Origin of the sequence: Halopiger djelfimassiliensis, assembly GCF_000455365.1 — an archaeon.
Classification (GTDB): Archaea; Halobacteriota; Halobacteria; order Halobacteriales; family Natrialbaceae; genus Halopiger_B; species Halopiger_B djelfimassiliensis.
In genome coordinates, this window is record NZ_HG315685.1 from 943,652 (window position 1) to 968,876 (window position 25,225).

Annotated in this window: 24 protein-coding genes and 1 tRNA gene; 11 read left to right on the forward strand and 14 right to left on the reverse strand. The window is 64.4% G+C overall.

Going from position 1 to position 25,225, the window contains the following annotated elements; genetic code table 11:
- Nucleotides 1-50 precede the first annotated feature (50 nt).
- The 4 genes from TX80_RS10435 to TX80_RS10450 are packed head-to-tail and all read right to left on the reverse strand — an operon-like array spanning nucleotide 51 to nucleotide 2,670.
- Entirely contained in the window at nucleotides 51-677 is a 627-nt protein-coding gene (locus tag TX80_RS10435; protein ID WP_049923034.1) for a 30S ribosomal protein S3ae, read from the reverse strand.
- A complete protein-coding gene (locus TX80_RS10440) occupies nucleotides 674-973 on the reverse strand; it encodes a KEOPS complex subunit Pcc1 (RefSeq protein ID WP_049923035.1) in 300 nt (99 codons plus the stop codon). The genes TX80_RS10435 and TX80_RS10440 overlap by 4 nt, the downstream gene beginning before the upstream one ends.
- The gene (locus TX80_RS10445) at nucleotides 970-2,199 is read right to left on the reverse strand and encodes a hypothetical protein (protein WP_049923036.1); all 1,230 of its coding nucleotides are present in this window, start codon (nucleotides 2,197-2,199) and stop codon (nucleotides 970-972) included. The genes TX80_RS10440 and TX80_RS10445 overlap by 4 nt, the downstream gene beginning before the upstream one ends.
- Entirely contained in the window at nucleotides 2,200-2,670 is a 471-nt protein-coding gene (locus tag TX80_RS10450) for a 30S ribosomal protein S15 (RefSeq protein ID WP_049923037.1), read from the reverse strand. It abuts the gene before it with no gap.
- Nucleotides 2,671-2,982: 312 nt separating this feature from the next.
- On the opposite strand from TX80_RS10450, the gene TX80_RS10455 reads away from it, so the two are divergent.
- Both TX80_RS10455 and TX80_RS10460 read left to right on the forward strand, forming a co-directional pair.
- Nucleotides 2,983-3,054 (forward strand) — tRNA-Ala (locus TX80_RS10455).
- Nucleotides 3,055-3,269: 215 nt separating this feature from the next.
- Nucleotides 3,270-3,470: a hypothetical protein gene (locus TX80_RS10460; RefSeq protein WP_049923038.1), complete on the forward strand. Its 201-nt coding sequence runs from the start codon at nucleotides 3,270-3,272 to the stop codon at nucleotides 3,468-3,470.
- Nucleotides 3,471-3,665: 195 nt separating this feature from the next.
- On the opposite strand, the gene TX80_RS10465 is transcribed toward TX80_RS10460, so the two are convergent.
- From TX80_RS10465 to TX80_RS10475, 3 genes are all read right to left on the reverse strand, one after another.
- Nucleotides 3,666-3,950, reverse strand: a complete 285-nt coding sequence (locus tag TX80_RS10465) for a hypothetical protein (protein ID WP_049923039.1) — start codon at nucleotides 3,948-3,950, stop codon at nucleotides 3,666-3,668.
- Nucleotides 3,951-5,033: 1,083 nt separating this feature from the next.
- Nucleotides 5,034-5,798 (reverse strand): hypothetical protein, encoded by a 765-nt coding sequence (locus tag TX80_RS10470; protein ID WP_049923040.1) that lies wholly within the window; start codon nucleotides 5,796-5,798, stop codon nucleotides 5,034-5,036.
- A gap of 125 nt (nucleotides 5,799-5,923) precedes the next feature.
- Nucleotides 5,924-6,331, reverse strand: coding sequence for a high-potential iron-sulfur protein (locus TX80_RS10475; protein WP_049923041.1), 408 nt, complete (start codon nucleotides 6,329-6,331; stop codon nucleotides 5,924-5,926).
- A 208-nt stretch (nucleotides 6,332-6,539) separates the two neighbouring features.
- On the opposite strand from TX80_RS10475, the gene TX80_RS10480 reads away from it, so the two are divergent.
- Both TX80_RS10480 and TX80_RS10485 read left to right on the forward strand, forming a co-directional pair.
- Nucleotides 6,540-7,901: a 4Fe-4S ferredoxin N-terminal domain-containing protein gene (locus TX80_RS10480; protein WP_049923042.1), complete on the forward strand. Its 1,362-nt coding sequence runs from the start codon at nucleotides 6,540-6,542 to the stop codon at nucleotides 7,899-7,901.
- Between the two features lie 381 nt (nucleotides 7,902-8,282).
- Nucleotides 8,283-8,543 carry a hypothetical protein gene (locus tag TX80_RS10485; RefSeq protein ID WP_230198709.1) on the forward strand — a complete coding sequence of 87 codons (261 nt, stop codon included), beginning with the start codon at nucleotides 8,283-8,285 and terminating at the stop codon, nucleotides 8,541-8,543.
- A gap of 170 nt (nucleotides 8,544-8,713) precedes the next feature.
- On the opposite strand, the gene TX80_RS10490 is transcribed toward TX80_RS10485, so the two are convergent.
- From TX80_RS10490 to TX80_RS10510, 5 genes are all read right to left on the reverse strand, one after another.
- The gene (locus TX80_RS10490) at nucleotides 8,714-9,115 is read right to left on the reverse strand and encodes a helix-turn-helix transcriptional regulator (RefSeq protein WP_049923043.1); all 402 of its coding nucleotides are present in this window, start codon (nucleotides 9,113-9,115) and stop codon (nucleotides 8,714-8,716) included.
- Between the two features lie 226 nt (nucleotides 9,116-9,341).
- The gene (locus TX80_RS10495; protein WP_049923044.1) at nucleotides 9,342-9,572 is read right to left on the reverse strand and encodes a SelT/SelW/SelH family protein; all 231 of its coding nucleotides are present in this window, start codon (nucleotides 9,570-9,572) and stop codon (nucleotides 9,342-9,344) included.
- Nucleotides 9,573-9,712: 140 nt separating this feature from the next.
- Nucleotides 9,713-10,516: a 5'/3'-nucleotidase SurE gene (gene surE / locus TX80_RS10500; RefSeq protein WP_049923045.1), complete on the reverse strand. Its 804-nt coding sequence runs from the start codon at nucleotides 10,514-10,516 to the stop codon at nucleotides 9,713-9,715.
- A 39-nt stretch (nucleotides 10,517-10,555) separates the two neighbouring features.
- Nucleotides 10,556-12,109 (reverse strand): small ribosomal subunit Rsm22 family protein, encoded by a 1,554-nt coding sequence (locus tag TX80_RS10505; RefSeq protein ID WP_049923046.1) that lies wholly within the window; start codon nucleotides 12,107-12,109, stop codon nucleotides 10,556-10,558.
- The gene (locus tag TX80_RS10510; RefSeq protein WP_049923047.1) at nucleotides 12,106-12,897 is read right to left on the reverse strand and encodes a prephenate dehydrogenase/arogenate dehydrogenase family protein; all 792 of its coding nucleotides are present in this window, start codon (nucleotides 12,895-12,897) and stop codon (nucleotides 12,106-12,108) included. The genes TX80_RS10505 and TX80_RS10510 overlap by 4 nt, the downstream gene beginning before the upstream one ends.
- Nucleotides 12,898-13,014: 117 nt before the next feature.
- Here TX80_RS10510 and TX80_RS10515 point away from each other — a divergent pair, with 117 nt between their 5' ends.
- From TX80_RS10515 to TX80_RS10525, 3 genes are all read left to right on the forward strand, one after another.
- Entirely contained in the window at nucleotides 13,015-14,676 is a 1,662-nt protein-coding gene (locus TX80_RS10515) for a rhomboid family intramembrane serine protease (protein ID WP_049923048.1), read from the forward strand.
- Nucleotides 14,677-14,780: 104 nt separating this feature from the next.
- On the forward strand, nucleotides 14,781-15,833 hold the full coding sequence (locus TX80_RS10520) for an NAD(P)/FAD-dependent oxidoreductase (protein ID WP_049923049.1): 1,053 nt from the start codon (nucleotides 14,781-14,783) through the stop codon (nucleotides 15,831-15,833).
- Nucleotides 15,834-15,880: 47 nt separating this feature from the next.
- Nucleotides 15,881-16,411, forward strand: coding sequence for a hypothetical protein (locus tag TX80_RS10525; protein ID WP_049923050.1), 531 nt, complete (start codon nucleotides 15,881-15,883; stop codon nucleotides 16,409-16,411).
- A 153-nt stretch (nucleotides 16,412-16,564) separates the two neighbouring features.
- Here TX80_RS10525 and TX80_RS10530 read toward each other — a convergent pair whose 3' ends face one another.
- Nucleotides 16,565-17,755 (reverse strand): M24 family metallopeptidase, encoded by a 1,191-nt coding sequence (locus tag TX80_RS10530; RefSeq protein ID WP_049923051.1) that lies wholly within the window; start codon nucleotides 17,753-17,755, stop codon nucleotides 16,565-16,567.
- Nucleotides 17,756-17,974: 219 nt separating this feature from the next.
- Between TX80_RS10530 and TX80_RS10535 the strand changes: the two genes are divergently transcribed.
- Together TX80_RS10535 and aroA are read left to right on the forward strand one after the other, a co-directional pair.
- Nucleotides 17,975-19,129 (forward strand): LolA family protein, encoded by a 1,155-nt coding sequence (locus TX80_RS10535; protein WP_049923052.1) that lies wholly within the window; start codon nucleotides 17,975-17,977, stop codon nucleotides 19,127-19,129.
- A gap of 54 nt (nucleotides 19,130-19,183) precedes the next feature.
- Nucleotides 19,184-20,476, forward strand: coding sequence for a 3-phosphoshikimate 1-carboxyvinyltransferase (aroA, locus tag TX80_RS10540; protein ID WP_049923053.1), 1,293 nt, complete (start codon nucleotides 19,184-19,186; stop codon nucleotides 20,474-20,476).
- Between the two features lie 390 nt (nucleotides 20,477-20,866).
- On the opposite strand, the gene TX80_RS10545 is transcribed toward aroA, so the two are convergent.
- Nucleotides 20,867-22,828, reverse strand: a complete 1,962-nt coding sequence (locus TX80_RS10545) for an MEDS domain-containing protein (protein WP_049923054.1) — start codon at nucleotides 22,826-22,828, stop codon at nucleotides 20,867-20,869.
- 267 nt (nucleotides 22,829-23,095) lie between these two features.
- Between TX80_RS10545 and aroC the strand changes: the two genes are divergently transcribed.
- Both aroC and TX80_RS10555 read left to right on the forward strand, forming a co-directional pair.
- The gene (gene aroC, locus TX80_RS10550; RefSeq protein ID WP_049923055.1) at nucleotides 23,096-24,250 is read left to right on the forward strand and encodes a chorismate synthase; all 1,155 of its coding nucleotides are present in this window, start codon (nucleotides 23,096-23,098) and stop codon (nucleotides 24,248-24,250) included.
- A gap of 50 nt (nucleotides 24,251-24,300) precedes the next feature.
- The gene (locus TX80_RS10555) at nucleotides 24,301-25,086 is read left to right on the forward strand and encodes a PHP domain-containing protein (protein ID WP_049923056.1); all 786 of its coding nucleotides are present in this window, start codon (nucleotides 24,301-24,303) and stop codon (nucleotides 25,084-25,086) included.
- The last annotated feature ends 139 nt before the right edge of the window (nucleotides 25,087-25,225 follow it).

The following is a 25,225-nucleotide window of genomic DNA, read 5'->3' on the forward strand; positions in this document are numbered from 1 at the left end:
GCTCACCGTGGCCGGCAAGCGTCGAAAAAACGGCGTACGTTTCGATCGCGTCAGTCGTCGGACCCGACGTCGACGGAGGTCGCTTCCTCTTCGGCGACTTCCTCGGGGTGGGCCTCGAGGGTCGACTTCTGGATCTCGACCCGGCGAAGCGGATAGATCGTCTTGGCTTCGCCGTAGATCGCCGAGGAGAGACGCCCTTCGACGACGCTGTCGATGAGCTCTTCGAAGGTCCGCTCGGCGGCGGCCTCTTCGACCATCTCGACCATCTGCTCGCGGATAGCCTTCTCCTGGCTGGCGTCCGCTTTCTTGGTCGTGAAGGCGACCGGCTGGATCTGCACGCGGTAGTCGTCCGTCGTGAGAACGGTCACGTAGGCCTCGATCTTCGAGGCGCCGCGACGGACCAACGAGCGCAGGTAGTCACGGGTCAGGGAGTGTTCCGTAAACTCCGTGTACGCCGAGTCGCTGCCGACGTCGGTGACCTTGAAGGTCAGCTTGGTGTTGTTCTCGCTGGCGTTGTCGGTGAGCTCGCCCAGCGTCGTTTCGATGGTTCGGTCGTAGACCTTTTCCGGTTCGTCAGCGGGGGTTTCGCCGAGTTCCTGGCGGTCGAACTGCTCCGGTGCCAGGACGGTATACCACCGCTTTTCCTGTTTCGCGCGTGAAACTGATCGTTCACTCATTGTGTATCGTGTGTCGTGTCTGTGTCGGACACTGTACCCGTGTCCGCTGGGTGTTCGCCCTGTTCGTTTCGCGCCGACTGCGCGACGGCAACCGCTACCTCGAGATTGACGACGTAGTCATCAACCGTCGAGTGGAGTCCGCCGGTCGTCTCGCGTTCGATCCGGGTGACGACTGCAGTCTCGTCCTCGGCCACGTCGGTCTCCATCTCGGCCGTGTTGTCCGGGCACAGCGCCCGGGCGACGAGTTCAGGGTCGTCGTGTGTCGTCCGGATCGTCGCGCGTCGACGCCCGGTCATAGTCGCCCCCTCACCGTCGCGATGATCGTCGATTCGTCCACGTCCGGGTCGTACCGCAGGTAGCCACGTCGGCGACCGACGTCGTACTCGACCGCGGACTCGGATTCGTCCTCGAGCCCGCGAGCGATGTGTTCGATCGTCGCCGCAAGCGACCCGTCGTCGCGGGTGCCGATCGCAGCCTCACCGTCGCCGACGACGAGCACGACCGGTTCCGGCGACAGCGACGCCACGGCCAGACGGGCGACCGCCTCGACGGGTCCGTCATCGATGCCGACGACGAACAGGCCGTCGTACCGACCGGTCGAAGCGGTCTCGAGCGCGCCGTGGGCCGCCCGGCCGTACTCGCGCCACGCGGCCAGTGCCGGCCGACGGGCGTCGTGGCCCATCGCGAGCGCAGCACCCGTTCCGGGTTCGACCCTCGCGGCCGCCTCGAGTACGTCGGCGTATCCACCGAGCGTCTCGAAGGGGCCGTCGGGTGTCGCGTACGGTCGCAGCGCGCGCTGGACCGTCTCCGCGGCGACCGCTTCGGCGTCGTCGGCCCCGACGGCATCGAGGGCGACGACCGACGCGATATCGCGGTGCTCGTCCGCGTCCGCGGCCGTGTCCGGGTCGGCCGCCCCGTCGAGATCGACGTTGGCGGCCGCGAGCGCGTCGCGAGCGGCGTCGGGGTCACCCGACCACGGCGCTCGGAGCCGGATCGAGTGAGCGACGCCATCGACCGGATCCGCGGTCGGCACCGCAAGGCCCGGCCGACGCTCGAGCAGCCCGCGTTCCCGAGCGGTCTCGAGCAGCCACTCGCTCTCGCCGGCACCCGGCTCGACGCCGGCCGCGACGAGTCCGGCAAGCGCGAGTATCGGGTCCGGCCCCGCGTCCGTCTCGAGTTGCCGCGCGAGGTCGACGGCCGCGAGCGTAGCGGGCCGGTCGGCCGAATCGAGACGGTGAACGTCCGCATCGACGGCCCCGACGACGACCGTCAGATCGTCGTCCTCGCTCGCCTCGGCGGGCGACCGTGCTCGCTTCGTTCGCCGTGTCACCGTTCGGCCGACGGTCACCTGAAACGGCGTTCCGCGTGCGCGAAGCGCACTGGCGAGGATGCCACTCGCCGCGAGCGCGTCGCCGTCCGCCCGCGTTACCAGCCGGACGAACGCCGCACGCTCGAGCCGTTCGCGCTGCTCGCGATCGGGTCTTGCGTGCGTCGCATCCGCGGGACGACCGTCCGTGGACATCTAGTTCTCGTCGAGGAGCTCTTTCGCGACGTCGTAGGAGTACGTGAAGTCCGCCTCGAGTTCGTCGCCGCGGTAGTAGTCGACCAGACGACGCACCTTCGATTCGGTGTTTTGCAGGGCGCGCTTGTTCTGGTAGTCCTGCGGGTTCGCCTGGACGTGCTCGCGAAGCCGCACGGCTCGTTCCATCAGGTTCCGCAGATCCTCGGGGATCTCGGGTTCGGCATCGTGTTCCTCGAGGATCTCGGTGATCTTCTTGCCCGTCGCCAGCTTGACGTCGGGTACGGGCGTTCCCGTGACGCCTTCGTCACGCAGCTTGATCCCGATCTGGCTGGGATCGTGGCCCTGCTCTGCCAGTTCGACGACCCGCTGTTCTACCTCTTCGGGGTCGACGTCGCTCCACTCCGGGGGTTCGTCTGCCGCCGGCTTGTCCGAACCGGACGAGCCACGGCGGCGCGTATGCATTCGTGCCATTGTTCGAGGATAGGAACCGCACTGACCGCTCGATGTGCGACAGTCGGGACGACCGACTGCCGGTGCACTTCCGCAATCCCAAGCCATCCGAAAGCCCGGATGACAACGTCGGATTTGCGGCCGTGCGCTTCCCACACTCGCTTCCAGCGGAACGGACTAAAGGGTTTCTAGAACGGCTCGCTGTCAGACTCCTCGAGACATCGCTTTGCGGCCACGGTGAGAGACCGGGTACCGTGTGAGCGAACGTCAGGGGAGGCTCGAGAATTTCGAGGGGTTTATCTATTCCCGCCGGAAAGGTCGTGTTGCGAACGAGGGCTCGTAGATCAGAGGTAGATCACTCCCTTGGCATGGGAGAGGCCCCGGGTTCAAATCCCGGCGAGTCCACTTCTGCTTCACTTCACTCACAGGGAGTCGGCGGCGTGCGATTTTGCTGTTATATTAGCTGTCGTTTGTTGAGGAGGATACTTCGAGGAGAGACAGGTACCGACCCCCTCACAATCCCTGGCTCGAGGTCGGCGCTCGTCGGCCGTTCTGCTTGCGAGCAGTTCCTATCCCGACCAATCGATAGTTATAATCAAAACAGAGGTAAAGAGACGGACGTGGGGGATGCAATCGATGCCGTCCGGTACGCAGGCGCGTTCGTCCTGATCGGCGGCGGCATCGCCGGGACCGTCGCCCCCCTCGTGGGAATCGAAACGGTCTCGCCGGCGTATTTCGCCGTCGCAATTGCAGCGGGGGCAGGAGCGCTTCCCGAATCGACAGCCGTGTGGTGTCGGCTCCGTAAACGGCTTCCAGTATAACTCGGCCCCGCTCTCGTAACTGGTTGCTCCTGCTCGGTGACCGCTGCCGACCTCCGAAACGCCGATTCGGGGTGCGTTTCCGCGGACCGTTTCGTCCGGGACGGGATCGCGCGCACCGTATTCCGGTATCGAACCCGTGGCTCCTCGAGGAAACCGTCTATTGAAAACCCACTCAACTAACGATCCACGAGGCGCCTAGAGCGGTTCTGCCTCGATCCAGTACTCGTCGCCCTCGAACTCGTATGGGCCTCGAAACTCTAGTTTCCGGCGTTCTCCCTCGTCGATCCAGATTTCTCGACTGTCCCGAGCGGTTTCGGTTTCCGGATCGATAATTCGAACGTCGATCTCTCCTGCGCCACCGCTGTTTTCGACGATGCCAGTGTACGTGATCGGGAGCGCCTCGATATGGTATTCGAACGAACCGCTGGACGGTTCCTGGTGAAACGTGATCTCTCGACGCTCGTCTTCGTCAAAAAACACTGTTCGGCCGGCTACTTTCGTCGAGGGACCCGGCGATTCACCAGAGGAGGTGAAATGAAGTGCGACCAGAAGATCCCCCTGTACTCCAGTGTTCTGAATAACACCGTAGAACTCGCGCTCCGTTCCCGGTCGATCCCGAACATCGACCTCGACTAGCCGTGGTTCGACCCGATCCACGTCGAGTGATGATAGTTCTGGCTCCGACGACGAGAGCGCCGTGCATCCAGCTAACCCGACCACAGTCGTTAGTGACCCCATCAACGCCGCTCTCCGAGATCGTTCTGCTGTCACACACCGCTTTCTATATGCAACTCATATAAAACACTCTAATATTGAGTTCCGGCATCCGTTGAGTTATTCGATCAACAGTTCCGGAAGTAAACCGAAACGAAGCGCTGGTTCAGCACGCGAGCTGCGAAAGTCCTCTCGAAAGGGGACACGTACCGTGCTCTCGAGAATCTAGCGATCCAGAATCGATCGGGGTCGTCAGTTCAAGCGTTTCGCGGAGAGTGTTTACGAGACTATCCCGCGTAGTGAGAAGACTACCAGAATCACGAGAATACCGATTGCTATCATACGCAAGGTTCCCGCAAAGTGTCGTCGGTTCGGTGGAAGCATTTCAGCAACGGCGGAGAGAGCCATTGACGCCCCTATAACGAGTATAGCGCTGCTCCCACTACCATACAAGAGTTCGAAATAGACGTACATACTGAAGAACGCGAGTGAACTAAAAACTGAGACTCGGGCTGAATCCCATCCACTTGGCTCGGAAAAGAGCGCTTTTGGCTGAACGTCCATTCCAACAACCCCTGTCCGAACCATTCGGAAGAGGCGATGAAATATCTGTTGTCACACTGTCAGTCGGTTTTGTGGTGACCAACGTGCCCGCTGTACTCGAACGCTCTCGTCTACGGATCGTCGTCGGTGACGAGGGGTGGCCGCGATCACGAGATCGAAAGCGGTCAGCCGCTCCCCGCTCTGCCTCCGTGACGGCGTACGGAAACAGTCCACGTTCCGTCGTTGGGGACACCGGTCGACTGGCGTCGGGGGAGGACGTCGACACAGTGTGACCGAACCCCTGGGTCAGGAGACGAGATCGAACGCGTCGTTCGCTTCCGCAACTGGAACCACCCCGTGGATTTCCGTCGAGCCGCCGTCGGTCGACGAGGCGACGACGTAGTAGCTGCCGTCGTCGGTCGTGAGAACGACGTTGCCGTCGCCGCCCGCAATGAGTGAACCGCCGACGAGATCCTCGAACTCGGCGGTGGTCAGTAAGTCGGATTCGGACAGTTCCGCGGCGTCGTAGAGCGGGGCCGATTCGCCTTCGAACTGGATAGTGTCGACGGTTTCCCGGGCCAGCCGGTCGGCTCGATCGATCTTGTCCTTCGCGGTGAGCAGCAGGGAATCGAGCGTGCTCTTGGATTTTCCGAGCATCTTTGCGGCGTCCTCGCGGAGGACTCCCTGTTCGGCGCGAAGGGCGTAGACTTCCGCCTGAGGACGGGTGATCGCGCCGGTGTCCGCTAACTGCTCCGCTCGTGCCATCGCTTTCGCGAACGGGCTCAGATCGGCGTCGACTGCCGCAGTTTGGATCTCCCGAACGTACGCGCCGATGGGTTCGTCCGGACCCAGTTGTTGCTGGCCGAGCCGGTCGTACTCGTCCACATCCGCGTCCTTGCGGAACAGTTCAATACGGTTTCGGTCGCGGTGATAGTATCTGGCGTGTGCGCCGGCGGGTCCGGACGCCGACCCGTCTACGATGGCGAGCAGGACCGCGGCTCCGTCCTCGCGGAAGGACGGGTAGTCGGTGATCGTATTGCCGTTCGAATCCCTGATTCGGTCGACAGTCATACAGCAGTGTATGTCTGGTTCACATAAGAATCTTGCTAGGGAAGCATAGCAATATCTGGCTTCTCGAGGCCGAACGACCTCGAGTCGGTACTGATGTTGGGCCGGCTTCGGACCGCTCCAGCGTACTACCCGTCCTGCACTTTCGCCCTCGCCGCCCAGAGTTCACACCAGTCGACCGAGCGGATCTGTCCCGCGACTTCGGTACAGGCTCCGATCGCGTCGCCGTCCCTGTCGTCGATGTAGAAGGTGCAGTTGCCACACTGCTGTCCCTCGACGGGACCGCAGTGGTAGCCGGCGTCCTCCTTGGAGAGCAAGTTCTCCGGCGCTTTGCGCTCGACGCCGTCGATGCTCGGGGCGTTCGCTTCGATGTCCGGCACTGACTCGTCGAGGTCCTCGAAACACCAGTCGGCCGGTCGATCATTGACACCGTTTTCGTCGTCGTCACTCCCGAGACAGCCGGCGAGCGCGACGAGAGAGCCGCAACCAGTCACGCGAAGCAGTCGACGCCGTGACTCCCGGGGTTCGTCACCCATGGCCCATGATATGGACGTGCGTACCAAAAACCCCCCGTGAGATGGGGTCGATCGGAGGTATTGGTCACTCTACCGCATGTTTTCGGTTTCAAACGTGAACCGCCGTTGATTGCAAGGCGGCTTTTTATTTTTACGGGGCTGTACACCTACCCTGACAGAAGTTACCAATTGGTAATCTTCCAAGAGTGCCACGAGCACGAGGCATACAATGGATTCTAACGAGGATACAACCGACGAGACGTTCCATCCGCTCGGAGAATCGTGGCAAAACGACCTCGAGGAACTGCTCGAGGAAACCGAGTACGACACCGAGCTCGGGTTTGAGATGGCCAGAGACGCGATGGCGGTGACGAAAGGGGAACTCACGGAAGCCGAGTTCCACGACCGTTATCACGAGGACATGCTCGAGGAGTTCGGCGAAGACCAGCGGCCGATCGCCGAATCGACTGCCGACGAAGACGGTGGCCGGTTCGAGAAGACGCTCTCGCAACTTGGCGTCGACGAGAAGTCACGTCGGGAAGTGATGAAGAAAGTGGGCGCGGGGGCGGGTTTCATCGGTCTCGGGGCGTGGGGAACGGCCGAAACCGGTCCGAGCGATGGGGGATCTCCGTCTGCTGCGGTACAGCACGCGGAAGAGGACGAGGGGGACGACGGGACCCAGTGGGGCATGGTACTCGACAACGAGCGATGCGATGCCTGCCTCGCGTGTGTCGTCGCCTGCGCCGAAGAACACAACTGGGATCAGGGGGCGAACTGGATGTACATCCTCGATTACGAGGACAGTACTCCGGGCGGACAAAACCGGCTTATTCGACCCTGTCAACACTGTACCGACGCGCCGTGTGAGAAAGTCTGTCCGACGACGGCCCGCCACACTCGGGATTCGGATGGCCTCGTATTGACCGATTACGACGTCTGTATCGGCTGTCGGTACTGTCAGGTCGCCTGTCCGTACGGCGTCAACTACTTTCAGTGGGGCGAACCGGACGTTCCACAGGAGGAACTGGACGAGGACCACGTTTACGACGAACGCGGCCGGCCAGTCGGTAGCAGGGCCAAACGTGGAACCATGAGCAAGTGTACGTTCTGTGCAACCCGACAGGACGGCACCAAAGGCGAGGAGTTCGTCGGAACGACCGCCTGTGAAGACGCCTGTCCGCCGGAAGCGATCCAGTTCGGTGATATGAACGATCCCGAGAGCGACCCACAGCAGTATCTGGACGACCCGTCACTGGCCCGTGTACAGGCCATGAACCCGGACGACGAGACCGTTCAAGAGGCGATCGACGTCCTCACCGGCGATACGGAACCGGCCGAGACCGAAGACGCCGACGGGATGACCGAGACCGAAGCCCGGGCGCTCGTCCAAGCGGAGGGCGGGACCGTCGACTCGACGTACAAATTGCTCGAGGATATCGGTACCAATCCGAACATCGTCTATCTCGGCAACCAACCGGGGCCGAACGCGCATCAGGTCGATGGGCCGATGGACTACGCTGAAGTGGGGCAGACGGACGATCGAAAGGACGTCCTGGACAGACGCACGGTCGACATTGAGTCGTTTGAATGAGCTGTAGTCCCGAATAGGTTCGATGAGATACCTAAAGCGATCCTGATCGGTTCTGGCCGCATTTGATATATCAGAATGTGATTTATCCTTCGCTCTGGAGGGTCCAAAGTAGCCGACCGTCCCCGTAGCGAAAGCGGCCGAGACGCCGCTCACACGTTCTCGAGGAGCGGTATCCAGTAGGCTGGCGAGTAACTCCACTCCGAACATCCCCAATATTAATTATATCCAACAATAATATTCGTTCGGGGCCACGCTGCAGTAGTACGGCCGGGGACCGGATACGAGACGAGGACGAAGTTATCGATCGGTGGAACGAGGTGTTCAAGGCGCTTTCGGCGTCAGGGAATCGGCTCGTTGCGGGACGAACCGGCAGGACGTCGGGTGGCGCTTCCCGACGCCGCGACCTCGCCACAGCGTTCGATGTCGCTTGCGGACCTCCGACGAGAACTCAAACACCGCCACTTACCCGTGCTGTCGACGTCCGGATTCGTCGACTGGGCGACGGAACCGTTTTGCGTTCAGCGCGGCGTGCGGTGCGAGGAGACGGCGGTCGTCGTCGACCGACTGCAGGAGAACGCGACCCGATTACCCGAGTCGCTCGTCGACGGCTGGCCTCGCTTCGAAATGGATCCGGGAAACTAACCGTCCCGGATTTCATCCGGTGTGGCGCTTCGATTCGACATCGGTGCGTTCCGAACGGGTCGACGAACCGTCCCCCCACTCTCGAGGGGCGGCGACTCCGAATTACGGCCACCGGACCCACCTTCAAGCGCCGTCGCCTCCGACGCGAACACGCTCGTGTCGGGCGGATGTTACTCGTTGAGATGGGATCGGTACCCCTTGGGTTCGAACCCGCGTCGGCAGATAACTCGTTTTCGGCCGACGGTAATCGCGCTGATCTGGTCGTCGTCCTCCATGCGCTCGATGACGGACTCGAGATGGTCTTCCGACCAGCCGGTTTCTTCGCGAACGGTCGACTCGTCGACACGGCCGCCGCGTTTGACCAGCAGTCTGAGAACCTTGTCCTCGTCGGGGAGCTCGCGTTCGTCGACGCCGTATTCGATCTCTTCGGCGTAACTCAGCGTTTCGTCTTCGGTGGTTTCCGCCGTCGATTCCGCTGTCGTTGCCGGTGTGGACTCGCCCGACTGTCCCTCCTCCGTCGAGTTGCGCTGCCAGAGAGATGTGAGGCGAGTCCAGAGTGTACTGAATACCATGTTCGATCACCCGTCCTGAGAGCAGTGTTGTGTGAACGCAGTTGCCGTGACCTTCTGTACGATCATTTATATATGTATGCAACCCCGCGTGACGATGGGAACACGTCCGTACACGACTTCGGTGACGGCTCCGTTGTCGAAGGGCGGTTGCCTTGCGACCCGCAAGTCGGTTATTCCGTCACGATGGTGACACGGTTTCCCGTTCGACTGCTCGGAGTCGATCACGTTACAGCCGCTCACGAACGCGTCGGACGATCCCGTCGACGTCGTAGTCGGCCTCGCTTTTGTCGAAAACAGGCTCGCCGTCGACGCGCACAACGAAGACGCCGTTGGCCCCCGTCGAGAGCGTTACCGCGTCGAGTTCCTCCCCGAACGTCGTCAGCAACGCGTGCTGGACGTCTTCGGCCCGGGACAGGAACCCACACGGGACACAGTACTCGATCTCGACCGTCGTCATGGGTGACTGTTCGCCATCGGGGTACAAATTCGTCCGGGTTACTGAAAGGCATTTGACTTCTTTGCCGATTGTACCCGAATCACCGGGCGGCGAAACCGAAAGGGCTGCCAACTCCTCGGTACCCCCAGACGCCGATCCCGTCAGGAGTCGAATGAGACGGTCTCGTCGTACGTTTCCGCGAGCGCGTCGAGTGCTTCGTGGTGGTTGGTCGTGTGGGGTGCAGTAAGGGGGGAGACGCTGATTCGTCCCTCGACGACCGCGCGCCGATCCGTTCCCTCGGGATCCGGAAGCGTGTCGGGGGCCATCGATTCCCAGACGCGATCGTGGAGGTGAACGCGATCTCCCTTGCGCTCGGCGTCCATCTCGTAGCGTTTCGATGGCCGCGTGATCTCCATGGATGCCGGCTCGCCGTCCGATACCGGGACGTTGACGTTGAGATAGGCCGCGTGATCGAAGACGCCGGCCTCGAGCGCGTGTTCGGCCAGATAGCTCGTCACGCGGGTCGCTTCGGCGTAGTCGTCGGTCGAAAGGTCGACCTCGTCGAGCGGGGCGTCGTCGACGGGAACGTACATCGAAGTGGCGATGGCGGGCACGTCGAAGAAGGCGGCTTCCACGGCCGCGCTGATCGTTCCCGACCGGCCGAGGACGTATTCGCCGAGGTTTGCACCCTTGTTACAGCCCGCGACGACGAGATCCGGAACGGGCCCGAGTTCGGCGAGGCCGGCGACCACACAGTCCGCGGGCGTTCCCTCGACAGCGAACCCGAGCTCGTGGTCGTGGACGTCGACTTCGTGTGAGATCGATCGCCCGCAGGCGCTTTGATCGCTCGCGGGGGCGACGACGGTCACGTTGGCGTGTTCCGACAGCGCGTCGTGGAGCGCACGGATGCCGGTGCTGTCGATCCCGTCGTCGTTCGTCAGCAGGATCTCGAGGGCGTCGCTCATACCGACTGGGTCGGAGGCCGGCGCGAAAAGCCCACCGCTTTAGGCAACGAGGCGGTCGACGACCGTCTCCTCATCGATGACGAGATTGTACGCCTCCTCGTCGTCGTTCCAGAGCGCGAGTGCGCCCTCGAACGAACAGACTTCGCCGTAGTCGGCCTCGAGCAGCGGTCGGTTGAGCGCGGTTTCGTTCGTGACGACCGCGTAGTGATCGACGCGTTCGCTGCCGTCGCTGATTTTGAACAGCGGGTTGGCGCTGTCGTCGCGGTTCACGCCGTCGGTCCCGCTCAGCGATCGACTGAGTTTCGCGGCGACGAGATCGATACGGTTGGGAACGTGACGGTCCATGTCGGCCATTTTCGCCCACTCGCTGGTGTCGAGCGAGAGGTCGATCCGCCGGGTCCCGTCGAGTCGCAACAGCGAGTAGGAAAACTGGACGTCGACGTTGACGAACTCGCCGGGGGCGTGTTCCGCGTCGTCTTCGGGGGTCGCCGCGTCGAGTTTCCGCTGAAACGAGGGGACTTCGAGGTCGGGCCTGACGTCGAACGACCAGCCACGATCCGACGGGCGTTCGGTCGGCCAGAGTCGAACGGGCGGGCCGTAGACGGTCACGGTTCCACGGCGGTCGCCGACACCGGAATCGTCGTCCCCGGCGTCGAACGCGTCCGGATCGCGGAGCCGTTCGTCCTCGAGGGCCCGCTCGACCTCGCGCAACTGGATACTAGTGTTCTTGTCCGCGGGAGCCATCGCGAGGACCGTTCCGTCAGGTGCCAGCATCTCGAGCGCGGATCGCATGACTGCGGTGGGGTCGGCGAGTTCGCTCAGGACGTTACAGGCAAGCACGAGGTCGAAGCCGCCGTCCGGTTCGGTCGGATCGAACGTCTCAGCGGCGTCGGGGTCGGCGATGGTCGCGGGATCGAACGCCTCCACGGTCGTCCGGTGGATCGTCGGGTGGACGTTCCGCCCCGTCTCGGCGAGCAGCGCCTCGAGCACGTCCGCCGCTGTGCTGGGCTCGACGGCGTGATACTCGAGGAGCGCGTCCTCGGGGAGCGCCGAACAGAGGCCGAGGGCCGGCCCGCCGACGCCAGCACCGATATCGAGGACGCGTAGCCGTCGGCCCAGCAGGCCGCGGTCGGCCAGGTCGGCGAGCGCGTACTGGACGGCGGCGTAGTAGCCCGGCAGGTGGTAGATCGCGTACCCCGCCGCGACGTCGTCGTCGTACTCGACCGGCCGACGCTCGAGATACCGGGACTTGAACCGGCGGATCGTCGACCGCAGGAGATCCCCAGTGGCGTCGGCGTGCCAGTTCGCGCCATAGCGTTCGACGAGCAGATCCTCGAGCCGTCGGGCATAGTTTTCGGGGAACCGACGGACCGGCTCCCGGCGTGGAGCGACCGGGTCGTCTGCAACCGGGACGAACGTGCCGTCCTCGCGCTCGATCAGGCCGAGGGCGGGGGCGTCCTCACGGAGGTGCTGTCGAACGACCGCCGGATGCGGGTTCCCCTCGACGTACTCGCGGATCTCCTCCGGATCGATCGGCCGCACGTTGCGCAGGTACTTCGCGTTCGAGCGGACGGCCTCGCGTTGTTCGGTCACGCGGTCTCACCCTCTGTATCGCGGTCCTCGTCGTCGGTCGTCGATTCGCGTTCGTCCCCCCAGCGTTCCGCGGCCGTCCGGTAGAGGGATTCGAGTTCCGCGGCGTCGGCGTCCGCGATGGTAGCCGCGGCGTCCGCGACCCCCTCGGCACCGTCGAACGTCCGTTGAATGTCGGCATACACGCGCGGCGTGCCCGCGGTCAGTTGTCCGGCGAGCGCCGCTAGCCGGTCGTATATCGGCGTCTCGAACCCGTCGGGGACCGGCTCGGCGGCGAGGGCAAAGGCGAGAACCGCGGCGTGGCTCGCCGCCTGCACGGTCTCCATCGCCTCGTCGTGTTCGGCCGGCGTCGTCTCGATGAGGGTGTTACCACGGGCCTCGAGGCGCTCGAGTAGGCCCTCGGTGACGGGACCGGATCGGTCGGGAACGACGGCGATCGAACCCGGTTCCCGCTCGGGTGCGAACAGGGGATGGAGGCTTACCCGCTCGCGGTCCGGAGCGTGGTCGGCCATCGCCTCGATCGGTGCCGTCATGACACCGGAAACGTCGACGACGGCCCGGTCGGCACGATCGGCGTGATCGACGATCGCAGCGGTGACGCGGGTCATCGGCACTGCGAGACAGACCACGTCGTAGCTGTCCCCGCCCTCGAGATCGGCGACTTCTCCGTCGACCGCATCGGCCGCGGCGCGTGCGGCGGCTTCGTCGACGTCGGCGAACGCGACCGTGGTATCAACGGCGCGTCCGAACCACCGTCCCATCGCCCCCGCGCCGACGATCAGTACGTCCATTGGGCGGGTATACCGCCCGCCGTTGCAAAAGACGTTCGATCGGCCCGCTTCCGCAAGCGTCGTCGCCCTCGCGGCGGACGCAAATCTTTGTAGCACGGGCGTCCGAACGGGAGCACGATGGAAATTGCGCCCACTCAGGCCGCGCTGGTGGCGACGGTACTCGCCGCGTTCGGGTTCGTGTGGTACCGCGAGGGGCGGGGACGCTGGCGGCGACACCTCGCGGATCGACTCCTGTACGGCGTCCCGTGGGGAACCGCCGTCACCGTCGGCATCATCGTTGCGTTCTACCTGTTCGTTCAGGGCGGCATCCGCCACTGGAACGAGCCGCTTACGCTGCCGTTCGTCACGTGGTCGTACTTCTATCCCACCGGCTTGCTCACGGCGGGGATCGCCCACGGATCACCGGATCATCTGGCGTCGAACATGGCCGGGACGATCGTGTTCGGCCCGATCGCGGAGTACGCCTGGGGACACTATCCGCCCGACGGCCGGGACGGCGAACCCGGCGATGGCAGCCTCCGGTCTCGCCCCTGGGTACGCGCGCTCGTGGCAGTACCGGGGGCGTTGCTCGCAGCCGCGTTCGTGACGGCCGTGTTCGGGCTGGGACCGGGCCTCGGGTTCTCGGGGGCGGTGTTCGCGATCGCCGGGTTCACGGTCGTCACCGCTCCCGTGCCGGCGATCGTCGCCGTCGTCGCGAGCAGTACGCTTCGGACGCTGTACGACGCCCTGCGACAGCCGGTGATCCGCGAGACGATCGATCCCGGAGCGCCCGGACCGCCGGCGTGGGCGGGCATCGGGTTTCAGGCCCACCTGCTGGGATTTCTGCTCGGCGTGACCCTCGGCGTCGCCCTGTTGTCCCACCGGGGCCGACGCCCGCGTGCCGATCGCGTGTTCTTCGCGACGGTACTCGTCGGGACGGCCCAGGCGCTGTGGCTGCTCGTCTGGACCGGCGGGGACGACGTATACTACCTCTATCAGGGTGCCGGTGTCGCTCTCGTGTTCTTGCTGTCGGTGCTGATCGCGGTCGCCGCGACGGCACGCGATCGACCGCTGTCGCGACTCTCGCAAACGCCGACGCGGCGACAGACCGCGGTCGCGTGTCTGGCCGTCGTCGCCGTCCTCGTGGCGCTCCCGAGCGTTCCGCTGAACCTGTTCGTCGTCGCCGATGGAAGCGTCCCCGGGGCGGGCGGCGTCGACGTCGGCGAGTACACCGTAACCTACGAGGAAAACGCCTCGAGCGGCCGGACCCCCGTGGTCGATCCCGACGGCGGCGAGGAGGCCGCTCTCGAGACCCGCCAGAGCGGCGTGATCGTCGTCAACGATGATCGCGAGATGTGGGCCGTCCCGGTTCGCGCCGAGCAACTCGAGTACGACGGCAACGCGTCCGTCGAGGTCGGGGCCGTCGGCTGGCGGGAGACCGTCAACGTGGAGCGGACCGGCTGGGACGTGGTCGGAAACGAGAGCGCGTACGTCGTCGATCTGACCGTCGACGACGAGACGACGCGATCGTTCGAATCCGAGCCGATTCGGACGGCGGCGACCGTCGACGACCATGCGATCGAGGTCGTGCCGACCGACGAGGAGTTCCAACTGCGGGTACAACGCGGTGGCTCGACGGTCGGAACCGCGGCGATTCCGACGGTCAACGAAACGGTGACCGTCGGAGACCTTCGAGTGTCGACGACCGTACCCGATGAACGCGAGGCCGAACGCGTGGTCGCCGCCGCGGACGGAACGGAGGTCCCGATCGCCGAACGCGAGACGTACGCGGACGACTGACGTTCCCTCGCGGCCGTTCTGGAGGGGGACTGCTGTTTCCCGAGGGGTTCCATCGACCCGCCGATCGGACGCAGATACTTGGGCCGCCGACCCGAAGATCGTCCATGACACGGATCGGAATCGTCGGCGCGGGTGCCGCCGCTGCGGCCGCCGCGTACGCCATCGAGCGCCGGGTCGAAGACGCGATCGCGGAGATAACGGTGCTCGAGAAATCCGGCGGCGTCTGCGGGCGAGCCGCGACGCGGCGTCGCGACGAGGTCACCTACGACTACGGCGCGAATTACGTCAAAGACGACGACGAGCGGGTGACGGAACTGCTGACCGAGCGGCTAGGGACCGACGGACTGGTCGACATCGTGGAGCCGATCTGGACGTTCGACAGCGACGGCGCGGTGTCGGAAGGTCGGGACGCCGACGAACACAAATGGACCTACGAGGACGGCCTGTCCGGGATCGCGACACGGCTCTTTGCACACACCGACGCGACGATTCGGTTCGAGACCCGCGTCGAGACGATCCGACGAGACGAATCGGCGGAGGTGTGGCGACTCGAGGACGCCGACGGCGACCGGTGGGGACCTTTCGACGCCATCCTCGTGACCCCGCCGGCACCACAGACCGCGTCCCTCTTGCGGGCGGCGGAATGGGACGCCGCCAACCGGTCGGCTCTCGTCAACGCCGTCGACGCCGTCCCCTACCGGACGATCTGGACCGGCGTGTTCCACTACCCGTTCGAACTCGAGCGGCCGTACTACGCGCTGGTCAACACGGACAAAGCCCACGAGATCGGCTGGATCGCCCGCGAGGAGTGTAAACCCGGTCACGTACCGGACGGCGAATCGCTGGTGATCGTCCAAGCCAACCACGGGTGGTCCGTCGATCACTTCGACGACGATCCGAGTACCAACCTCGAGCACCTCGCCCGATTGACCGCCGAGCTACTGGACGACGAGCGGTTGCTCGAGCCGGACTGGACCGACTATCAGGGCTGGCGATACGCCCTGCCGGAGGCCGGCGTCGATCGCGACCCAATACGGGGGGCGGCGTCGGCGGGACTGTACTGCCTCGGCGACTGGGTGGCCGGCGAAGGGCGATTGCACGCGGCGTTGCGCAACGGCCTCGAGACCGGCGAACGGGTCGCCGAAACCGTCCCGTGAGGGGATTTCTTTACCTATCTGTGACAACGAAACCGAATCAAGACGCTATGAGCCTTCGACTCCGACTGGGAGCGGACGACGATGAAGACGAACGGCCGGAAGACGAACGGCCGGAAGACGAACACCGGACGATAACGGGATGGTTCCTGAATCCGACCGATTTGGGCGGTATCTTCGTTAGATCCGCACTGGTGTTTACCGTGCTAACCGTACTCTCTATGATCGCTCTGGCGGTGATACTGCTCAGTGTTTCGGAAGAGCCGTTCGTCGATCAACCGACGATAGAAGAGCCGATAACTGCATATGTCTGGCTGCTATCGTACACGGCCGCAGTGGTATCGGTGCTCGGATACGCCGCCTGGTCGTTCTGGAAACAGCGACAACTGAAAACTCGGATGACGACCCGGAGCGAGGCAAGTCCACTCAAAAAACCGATCCGGCTCTTCCGAATCGTATTCGCGGACAGCAGCGAGTGCAACGAGTACGAGAAGCAAGTACAGAAAACAGTTAGCGCACTCATAATTGGACTGCTGTTCGGAAATCTCCCCGCTCGGATCTATCTCAGTGGAATACTATAGTCGTGTCCGGACGGGTTTCGCGGGTTTGAACCGAATAGCGACGCACGGAACACACGGCGGTACGTGTGTCACTGGTTCTACGGCACAATCGGACCCTCGAACCGCGATCGACGGATGTGAAGGCGACCGCTCGAGGTCACACCCCGAAGCGGTTCACTGCTCCGCCGCGGGCTCGAGTCCCACCCGGTAGTCGGTCAGGTTCTCGTAACCGTCCTCGGTGACGACGACCAGATCCTCGATCCGGACGCCGCCGACATCGGGGTCGTAGATCCCCGGTTCGACCGTGACGACCTGTCCCGGCTCGAGTTCCCCGCCGGACGGGGAGAGGCTGGGTTCTTCGTGGACGTCGAGGCCGACGCCGTGGCCCGTACTGTGGATGAACCCGGTGTCGGCGCTCGGATCGCTTCGCAGGGTCTCGTAGCCCGCCTCTTCGATCACGTCACAGACCGCCTCGTGGACGGCAGCACCCGTGACGCCGGCTTCGATCGTCTCGAGGCCGGCCTCGTAGGCCTCGCTCGTGACCTCGTATCGACGCCGAGCCTCCGTGCTCGGATCGCCGCGGGCGAACGTGCGGGTCATGTCCGCGAAGTAGCCCGTTTCCTTGTCCCGCGGAAAGATGTCGATCACGACGAGTGCGTCGGGCTCGAGGGGACCGCTGCCGCGGTCGTGTGGGTCCGCCGCGTCAGCACCACAGGCGACGATCGTTTCGTCGAGCCCGCAGCCGTGCCGAAGGAGGGTGATTTCGATCGCCTCTTTGATGCGCTCGCTCGTGAGCGGGTCGCCGTCGTGGACGAGGCCCCCGTCCTCGACGTCGGCGGTCGCGAGCAGCTCCTCGGCGGTCGCCATCGCCGCTTCGTTTGCCCGCTGGGTCGCGCGGATCCGGTCGATCTCCCAGTCGGTCTTCGTCGCGCGAATCCCCTCGATGATCCCGTCAGGCTCGACCGCGACGTCGATCCCGCGGTCGCGCAAGCCGTCCGCGGTGCCCGTCGGGAACCCCCGCGGGACCGCGATCGACTCGACGCCGTGATCGTCGAGAAACGCCGCGATAGCACGGACCGTGCCGCCGTAGGTGCCGTGCTCGGCGACCAGTTCCTGGTAGTCGTAGGTCGCCAGACGGCTAACCGAGTCGGCGGCGGCCTCCGCGCTCGCCCGGCCGTACTCGAGTCCCGAGACCAGCAGGTGGACCCCGTCGTCCGTGACGAGCGTCCGGTAGGGGTCGGGTGCCGTAAAGCCGGAGACGTATCGCTGGTCCGAATCGGACGCGTCGGCGTCGATGAGGTAGCCGTCGTACCCTTCCTCGTCGAGGTACTCGCGCAGCGGCGAGAGATCGGCATCCAATTTCATGGTCGGCTGTCAGTGTGGCGACTATATAGTCCCGAGGGTCGCGGCATCGTCCCCGGGGTATCGGTCGACGGCCGGCGTGTAATCGAGATCGGTTTCGCTTCCACGTATGTGTCAATCGATACCGCGACTCGAGAGGGTGGTCGATCGAACCGATCGGACGTTCCGTCGTGAGACTGTTCGAAACCACAACCTTATCATGAAACGTTGCGATCCTCGAGTATGCGCCGTCGACGGATCCTAGCAGCGGGCACGTTCGCCGCGCTGGCCGGCTGTGTGGCAGTTCCCGGGACCGGAACGGAGCCGACGGCCGAGGATCTCGTTCGCGACGCGATCGCGACGCGACGCAACCTGACCGATCTCTCGGCCCGTCGAATCACGACGGCCGAAACGCCGACGGAAACGTCGAGACACGTCGAACGCATCTATCGGCGGCCGCCCGCGGAGAAACGCATGGAGGTCGTCGAATCCGACGACCCGGACATGCCGCCGGGAACGGTCTCGGTCAGGAGCCGTTCGATAACGTGGGACTACTATCCGGACGACGGGTTGGTCTCCAAGCGCTATCACCCGAACAGGGTCGTCACCGACGGCCCGCGACTCGCTCTCGAGGACCTGCTCGAAGACTACGACCTCGTCTCCGAGGGGACCGAAACCGTCGACGGGCGCGAGGCCCACCGGATCACCGCGGAGCCGAAATCGGACGACGACCCCGACCGCTCGATCGAGCTCCTCGTGGGCGAGACGGTCTACCGGATCCCCCTCGAGAACACCCCGGACGACGATCTCGAGGGGGCGACCGTCACGCGGTCGATCTGGATCGACGACGAGTACCGGTATCCGATCGCCGAGCGAAACGTCGTCCGCAACGCCGACGGCGATATTTTACACCGGATGACCGTCACGTACGAGGAGCTTGCGATCGACGAGGGGCTGCCGCCGGGGACGTTTACCTACGAGCCGCCGGCTGACGCGGAAGTGGTGACTATCGGCACCGAGCCGGACGGCATCTTCGCGTCGCGAGCGGCCGCAGCCACGAAAGCGCCCTACGAACTGCCGGAGCCGTCGGTTCCGGAGCCGTACGAACTCGATCGGGTAACCGTCGTCGAAACGGGACCGAACGTCGGCACGACGACGACGCTGTGGTACGTCGATCCCCAGCGTCCCGAACGGGAACTATTCGTCGCCGTTCGCGAGACGCGGCGGTTCGATCCGGACGTCCTCGAATCGATCTCCCTCGACGGGCGGACGGCCTACCGGCGAGACGGCCGGATTCAGAGCGTGTTCTGGGAATGTGACGACCTGAACTACGAGGTCTCGAGCGTGGTCGACGGCGACTCGCTGCGGGAAATCGCGTCGTCGATCGGCTGTCCGTGAGCGGCCGGTGTGTGGATCGGTACCGGTATAGGGTGGCCAGTCCACAGACCGACCATGAACGTCACGATCTCGCCCTCGAGAGTCCGGGGCACGGTACGGGCACCGCCGTCGAAAAGCTACACGCATCGAGCGATCCTCGCTGCGGGGTACGCCGCGGACACGACGGTCCGTGACGCACTCTGGAGCGCCGACACGCGGGCGACCGCCCGCACCGTCGAACTGTTCGGCGGGACGGTTCGGCGGAGCAACGAGGATGGTCCCCTCGAGATCGAGGGGTTCGACGGTCGACCCGACGTTCCAGCAGACGTCATCGACTGCGGGAACAGCGGGACGACGATGCGGCTCGTGACCGCGGCGGCGGCGCTTGCCGACGGGACGTCGGTGCTCACCGGCGACGACTCCCTCCGCTCGCGACCACAGGGACCGTTGCTCGAGGCCATCGGGGAGCTCGGCGGCGACGCGTACAGCACCCGCAACAACGGTCAGGCGCCGCTGGTCGTCACCGGTCCGATCACCGGCGGCGAGGTGTCGATCCCGGGCGACGTCTCCTCGCAGTACATCACCGCGCTGTTGATGGCCGGGGCGGTGACCACGGAGGGGATCGACGTCGCCCTCGAGACGGAACTCAAGTCCGCGCCGTACGTCGACATCACGCTGGAAGTGCTCGAGGCGTTCGGCGTCACGGCCCGGCGCACCGACGACGGGTTCGCGGTCGAGGGCGGCCAATCGTACGCGCCGGCGGGCGGCGAGTACGCGGTTCCCGGCGACTTCTCGTCGATCTCGTACCCGCTCGCTGCGGGGGCGATCGCCGGCGAGGACGGCGTCCGTATCGAGGGAGCACAGCCCAGCGCGCAGGGGGATACCGCCGTCGTCGAGCTCGTCGAGCGGATGGGAGCGGACGTCGAGTGGAACCGCGACGAGGGAACGATCGACGTCACAGCGAGGTCGCTCGAGGGGATCGAGGTCTCGGTCGAGGACACCCCCGATCTCCTGCCGACGCTCGCCACGCTGGGCGCGGTTGCGGACGGTGACACCCGCATTACGAACGCCGAACACGTCCGCTACAAGGAGACCGATCGCGTGAGCGCGATGGCCGAGGAACTGGGGAAGCTGGGCGTCGAGACGACCGAAGAACGCGACTCGCTGACGATCCACGGCGGCGACTCCCGGCTCGAGGGGGCGACCGTTTCGGGGCGTGGCGACCACCGGATCATCATGGCGCTCGCGCTGGCCGGACTGGCCGCGGACGGCGAGACGACGATCGAGGGGGCCGACCACGTCGACGTGTCGTTCCCCGGCTTCTTCGACGCGCTGGCCGGACTGGGTGCGGACGTGGCTCGAGAGTAAGCGAACCGCCACTCCCGGACGATACATGTGTGGTGCCATGCTGCCATTCTCTTTCGCACCGCCGATATGCAAACGCCGGCAATGTACCAGTCGGTGAGCCGTTCGAGGCAGTCGCGTTCGTGACGAAATCGGGCGATCCGACGGCCGGACTCGAGCGCCGGCTCGGCGACCTCGTGGTCACCCACCGCGGTCTGGGAGTCCGGTAGGGCAATGGGTACGAGCCATCGGAGCTCGAGCACGGCGGGCAGTCCCCGGCGGAGATGCTCGTCCGGTTTGCGGCGTGTCGGCTGTCGGAACTGGTGTCCGACACCCGAAAGTGAGAGCCGTGTCGCCCGTCCCGAGGATGGATCGCGAGGTGTGACGGAGCAACGCTCGTGCGAGGCACCCGAGTTACTGCTCGCAGCCGGTACTCGAGCGCGGCAACGCGATCGAGAACGTCGACCCCTCGCCGGGTTCGGACTCGGCCCAGATCCGGCCGTCGTGGCGTTCGACGATCCGTTCACAGAGCGCGAGTCCGATCCCGGTTCCGTCGTACTCCTCGCGGCTGTGCAGTCGATCGAAGATCTCGAAGATCCGCTCGGTCTCCGCGGGATCGATGCCGATACCGTCGTCGTGGACCGAGATCACCCATTCGCGGCCGTTTTGCTTGGCTTCGATGTGGACCCGCGGCGGTTCGTCCCCGCTGTAGGTGATCGCGTTGGTCAGCAGGTTCTGGAACACCTGTCGGAGCTGATTCCCGTCGCCCTCGACCCGCGGGAGCGGGTCCCGCGTGATCGTCGCATCGCTTTCGTCGATCCGGAGGCGGAGATCGTCGAGCACGTCGTCGAGCACGTCGTCCAGTTCGATCGGTTCGAACGGTTCGCCGCGAGTCTCCACCCGGGAGTACGCGAGGAGTCCGTCGATCATCTCGCGCATTCGATCGGCCCCGTCGACGGCGAACTCGAGGAACTCCTCGCCGTCCGCGTCGAGGTCGTCGCCGTAGCGGCGTTCGAGCAACCGGAGGTAACTCGAGATCATCCGCAGGGGCTCCTGGAGGTCGTGGGACGCCGCGTAAGCGAACTGTTCCAGTCGCTCGTTGGACTTCTCGAGGCGGTCGATCGATCGTTCGAGGGTTCGTTCGCGGTGGTGTTGCTCGAGTTCGTACTGCACCCACTGTCCCAGCAAGCGGAGAAAGACGCGCTCGTCGTCCGAGAACGGTTCCTCGCGGGGCTCGGCGTCGGCGAAGAAGAACGTTCGATCGTAATCGCCGTCGATTTCGAGACACGTTCCGAGATACGTCGCCAGCCCGCCGTCCCGATGGACGGTAACGTCGTCGTACTCGGTCTCGTTTTCGCGTTCGATCGAGATGCCCGCGGTTCGATCGCTGGCGACCGCCGCGGTACAGAAGGTTTCGGACAGCGGCAGTTCGAGACCGGGCTCGAAGTAGTCGTGGCCGTTTGCGTACTCGATTTCGAACCAGTCGGTCTCGGGATCGACGCGGGCCATCGCGCCGAGTTCGAGCCCGAACTGCTCGCAGCCGAGGTCGAAGAGGTCCTGTAGCTTTGCCTCGAACGGGCGGTCCGGATCGGCGGTGATCTCCGTCTGTTGTTGTAGATACGTCTCCCGGTCCTCGAGTTCGGTTCGTGCTTCGGTCCGATCGAGGAGTGTCCCCATCATCCGATCGACCTCGCGTTCGGGCTGGTCGGGGCCGAAGAACTCCGCCGGCGGAGTGTAGTAGAAGTTCTGACAGACCGTGTTGTCGTAGACCAGATGCGGGTGCGTCCTGATGATGTCGCGGATCACTTCCGCAGGGAACCGCTCGCGGTTGTACTGACAGAGGGCGATACAGTTTTCCTCGGGCAGCAGGCGGTTGAGTTTTGCCTCGTACTCGACGAGTTCGGCGAGCGGCGGATCGTCACCGAGGATCCACGTCATCTCGCCGGTGATCCGGAGGCCGTCGGACGCCGCGACTGCCTCGTCGATGGCGTCCGAAATGAATTCGATCATGTCGTCGGACTCGAACGCGCCGTTTCGGAGATAGGTGTCCTGGGCGGTGTGCATCGTGAGGGTCCCCGACTCGAGTGCGCTATCGACGTCGACGCCGGCATCGCGCATCGCCGCGAGGACCTCGTCGATCTCGTTTTCGTCGGCAATGTACAGGCAGCGCTCGTTGCGCTCGAGTCCTTGCCGCATGAACGGGATCGCGGTCGCGAACTGCTCATCCTGTCCCTCGTAGATGGCCGCGAGGTGGTCGTTCGATTCGTGTCCGCCGAGGGCTTCGACCGGGCCGCGAAATTCGGGGCTTTTCTGAAGGGCTTTGAGGCTGCTTTCCAGACTCAACACGTCGTCGGAGTTTTGCGTCGTTTTACTCATGTGAGGGGAGGGAGCGGCTGATGGTGTTCGATGGAGCGGTGATTTCGACAGCCGTACAGTGACGAACGAGGGACCAGCGTGAGTGGCCTCGCGGTCCGTCGATCGGACGGGTATTCCTACTCCAAGGAAACGGCGGAGAACGTAAAAGGAGCACGGTGAAACCGGTCAGGACGTGTGACTGTCGGTGAACCCGGACTCGAGGCGGCCGCCGTGAACCGTGCCGAAAACCCTGCAGTGCTAAGTGGCCGCGTCCCAGAGGGGTGGGTAATGAACGGCAACCGCTTCGGTCGCCTCTTTCAGGTGACCACGTTCGGCGAGAGCCACGGGGAGGCGATGGGCTGTACCGTCTCGGGGTGTCCCGCCGGTCTCGAGCTTTCGGCGGAGGACATCCAGAAGGATCTGGATCGGCGCAAGCCGGGGCAGTCGATGATCACGACCTCTCGGGGCGAACCCGACGCCGTCTCGATCAAGTCGGGAATCCAAGACGGGTACACGACGGGGACGCCGATCGGCATGGTCATCCAGAACAAGGACGCCCGCTCGGGCAAGTACGAACCCTTCATCACCGCGCCCCGGCCGAGCCACGGCGACTTCACCTACTCGGCGAAGTTCGGTACGCGCAATTGGGGCGGCGGTGGCCGCTCGTCGGCCCGGGAGACGGTCAACTGGGTCGCCGCGGGTGCGATCGCGAAGAAACTCCTCGAGCGCGAGGGGATCGAACTCAAGGCACACGTCAACCAGATCGGCGACATCGAGGCTCCCGAGGTGAGTTTCGAGCAGATCACGGACCACTCGGAGGAGAACGATGTCCGCTGTGCCCACCCCGAAACAGCCGAGCGGATGCAGGAGTTGATCGCCGAGTATCAGGAGGCAGGCGACTCCATCGGCGGCAGCATCTACTTCGAGGCACAGGGGGTCCCTCGCGGGCTCGGCGCGCCGCGGTTCGACTCGCTGTCGGCGCGGCTCGGACAGGCGATGATGGCGGTTCCGGCCGCGACGGCCTTCGAGTTCGGCCTCGGCCGCGAGGCCCGCGAGTACACGGGGACCGAGCGAAACGACGACTGGGAGTTCGGCCCCGACGGCGACCCGAAACCCGTCGAAAACGATCACGGCGGCATTCAGGGTGGAATCTCCTCCGGCGAACCGATCTACGGCGAGGTGACGCTTCATGCGCCGACGTCGATACCCGCCGAACAGCAGACCGTCGACTGGGAGACCGGCGAGGTCGTCGACGACGCACAGGTGATTGGTCGCCACGATCCCGTGTTGCCCCCGCGTGGCGTCCCCGTCGTCGAGGCGATGCTTGCGCTGACGCTCGTGGACTTCATGCTGCTGTCGGGACGGATCAACCCCGACCGCGTCGACGATCGCCCCGGCGAGTATGATACCGACTACCATCCAAGCAATCCGCGAAACGAGTGACGCAGTTGTGCAAACGTAACTACTAACGCGTTTTTCGTCGTCGGTTCGATATGCGGGATTTTCACGTTCACTCGAACTACTCCGACGGGGAGTTTCTCGAGGGGATGGTACGGGCCGCCGAGGCGGCCGGTCTCGAGGGAATCGGGTTCGCCGATCACTGTAACGTCTCCTCGCGCGAGCCGATGGCGAAGGTCCGGAGCGTCTACGGGTTCAACCTCGATCTGACCTACGAGCGCCGTCGACAGGGGATCGAACGGCTCCGGGAGGAGACCGCGATCGAGATCTACGATGCAGTCGAGATGGATTACGACCCGCGCGACGAACCCGAGATTCGGGAGTTCCTCGACCGGGCCGCCTTCGAGTACAGCATCGGGAGCGTCCACGCGGTCGACGGGAAAAACGTACAGGTGCCCGCGGAGTTTACAGGGGCAAGCGACCGAGAACTCGATGCGATCGTCGACGACTACTTCGATCGACTCGTCGCGCTCGTCGAGTCGGAACTGTTCGACACCGCCGCTCACGCCGACCTCATCGCCCGAACGCCGCCGCTACGCGGGCGTGCGACCGAATCACACTACCAACGGGTCGCCCGGGCGTTTGCCGACTCCCGGACGATCCCCGAGATCAATGCCGGCCGCGCGCTGACCGACGCGGAGATCGTTCATCCCGCAGAACCGTTTCTCGAGGTCTTGCGGGAGTTCGACGTTTCGGTTACCGTCGGCTCCGACGCACACCGTCCGTCGGAGATCGGCGACCGGATCCGGTTTCTCGAGGAGTTCACCGACAGGTCCGGTATCGATCCGGTTGCTCCGCCAGCGATTTCGTCACGGAAATGAAAAGCGGAGTGCTAGCGTGTTTTTCATCGGATAGATGAGGCCAATTATGAACGAAACACCCGTCCACATTAATTATCCCAAACCGGAAAACGTGAACGATCGTCCATTCATCACGAAAGATCCTTGGTAATCTATAGCA

Bases quoted from the DNA above. Each gene is read 5' to 3' on its own strand.
- TX80_RS10435 (WP_049923034.1), bottom strand. From the start codon at position 677: ATGAGTGAACGATCAGTTTCACGCGCGAAACAGGAAAAGCGGTGGTAT.
- TX80_RS10440 (WP_049923035.1), bottom strand. From the start codon at position 973: ATGACCGGGCGTCGACGCGCGACGATCCGGACGACACACGACGACCCT.
- TX80_RS10445 (WP_049923036.1), bottom strand. From the start codon at position 2,199: ATGTCCACGGACGGTCGTCCCGCGGATGCGACGCACGCAAGACCCGAT.
- TX80_RS10450 (WP_049923037.1), bottom strand. From the start codon at position 2,670: ATGGCACGAATGCATACGCGCCGCCGTGGCTCGTCCGGTTCGGACAAG.
- TX80_RS10470 (WP_049923040.1), bottom strand. From the start codon at position 5,798: ATGACTGTCGACCGAATCAGGGATTCGAACGGCAATACGATCACCGAC.
- TX80_RS10475 (WP_049923041.1), bottom strand. From the start codon at position 6,331: ATGGGTGACGAACCCCGGGAGTCACGGCGTCGACTGCTTCGCGTGACT.
- TX80_RS10480 (WP_049923042.1), top strand. From the start codon at position 6,540: ATGGATTCTAACGAGGATACAACCGACGAGACGTTCCATCCGCTCGGA.
- TX80_RS10490 (WP_049923043.1), bottom strand. From the start codon at position 9,115: ATGGTATTCAGTACACTCTGGACTCGCCTCACATCTCTCTGGCAGCGC.
- TX80_RS10495 (WP_049923044.1), bottom strand. From the start codon at position 9,572: ATGACGACGGTCGAGATCGAGTACTGTGTCCCGTGTGGGTTCCTGTCC.
- surE (WP_049923045.1), bottom strand. From the start codon at position 10,516: ATGAGCGACGCCCTCGAGATCCTGCTGACGAACGACGACGGGATCGAC.
- TX80_RS10510 (WP_049923047.1), bottom strand. From the start codon at position 12,897: ATGGACGTACTGATCGTCGGCGCGGGGGCGATGGGACGGTGGTTCGGA.
- TX80_RS10515 (WP_049923048.1), top strand. From the start codon at position 13,015: ATGGAAATTGCGCCCACTCAGGCCGCGCTGGTGGCGACGGTACTCGCC.
- TX80_RS10520 (WP_049923049.1), top strand. From the start codon at position 14,781: ATGACACGGATCGGAATCGTCGGCGCGGGTGCCGCCGCTGCGGCCGCC.
- TX80_RS10525 (WP_049923050.1), top strand. From the start codon at position 15,881: ATGAGCCTTCGACTCCGACTGGGAGCGGACGACGATGAAGACGAACGG.
- TX80_RS10530 (WP_049923051.1), bottom strand. From the start codon at position 17,755: ATGAAATTGGATGCCGATCTCTCGCCGCTGCGCGAGTACCTCGACGAG.
- TX80_RS10535 (WP_049923052.1), top strand. From the start codon at position 17,975: ATGCGCCGTCGACGGATCCTAGCAGCGGGCACGTTCGCCGCGCTGGCC.
- aroA (WP_049923053.1), top strand. From the start codon at position 19,184: ATGAACGTCACGATCTCGCCCTCGAGAGTCCGGGGCACGGTACGGGCA.
- TX80_RS10545 (WP_049923054.1), bottom strand. From the start codon at position 22,828: ATGAGTAAAACGACGCAAAACTCCGACGACGTGTTGAGTCTGGAAAGC.
- aroC (WP_049923055.1), top strand. From the start codon at position 23,096: ATGAACGGCAACCGCTTCGGTCGCCTCTTTCAGGTGACCACGTTCGGC.
- TX80_RS10555 (WP_049923056.1), top strand. From the start codon at position 24,301: ATGCGGGATTTTCACGTTCACTCGAACTACTCCGACGGGGAGTTTCTC.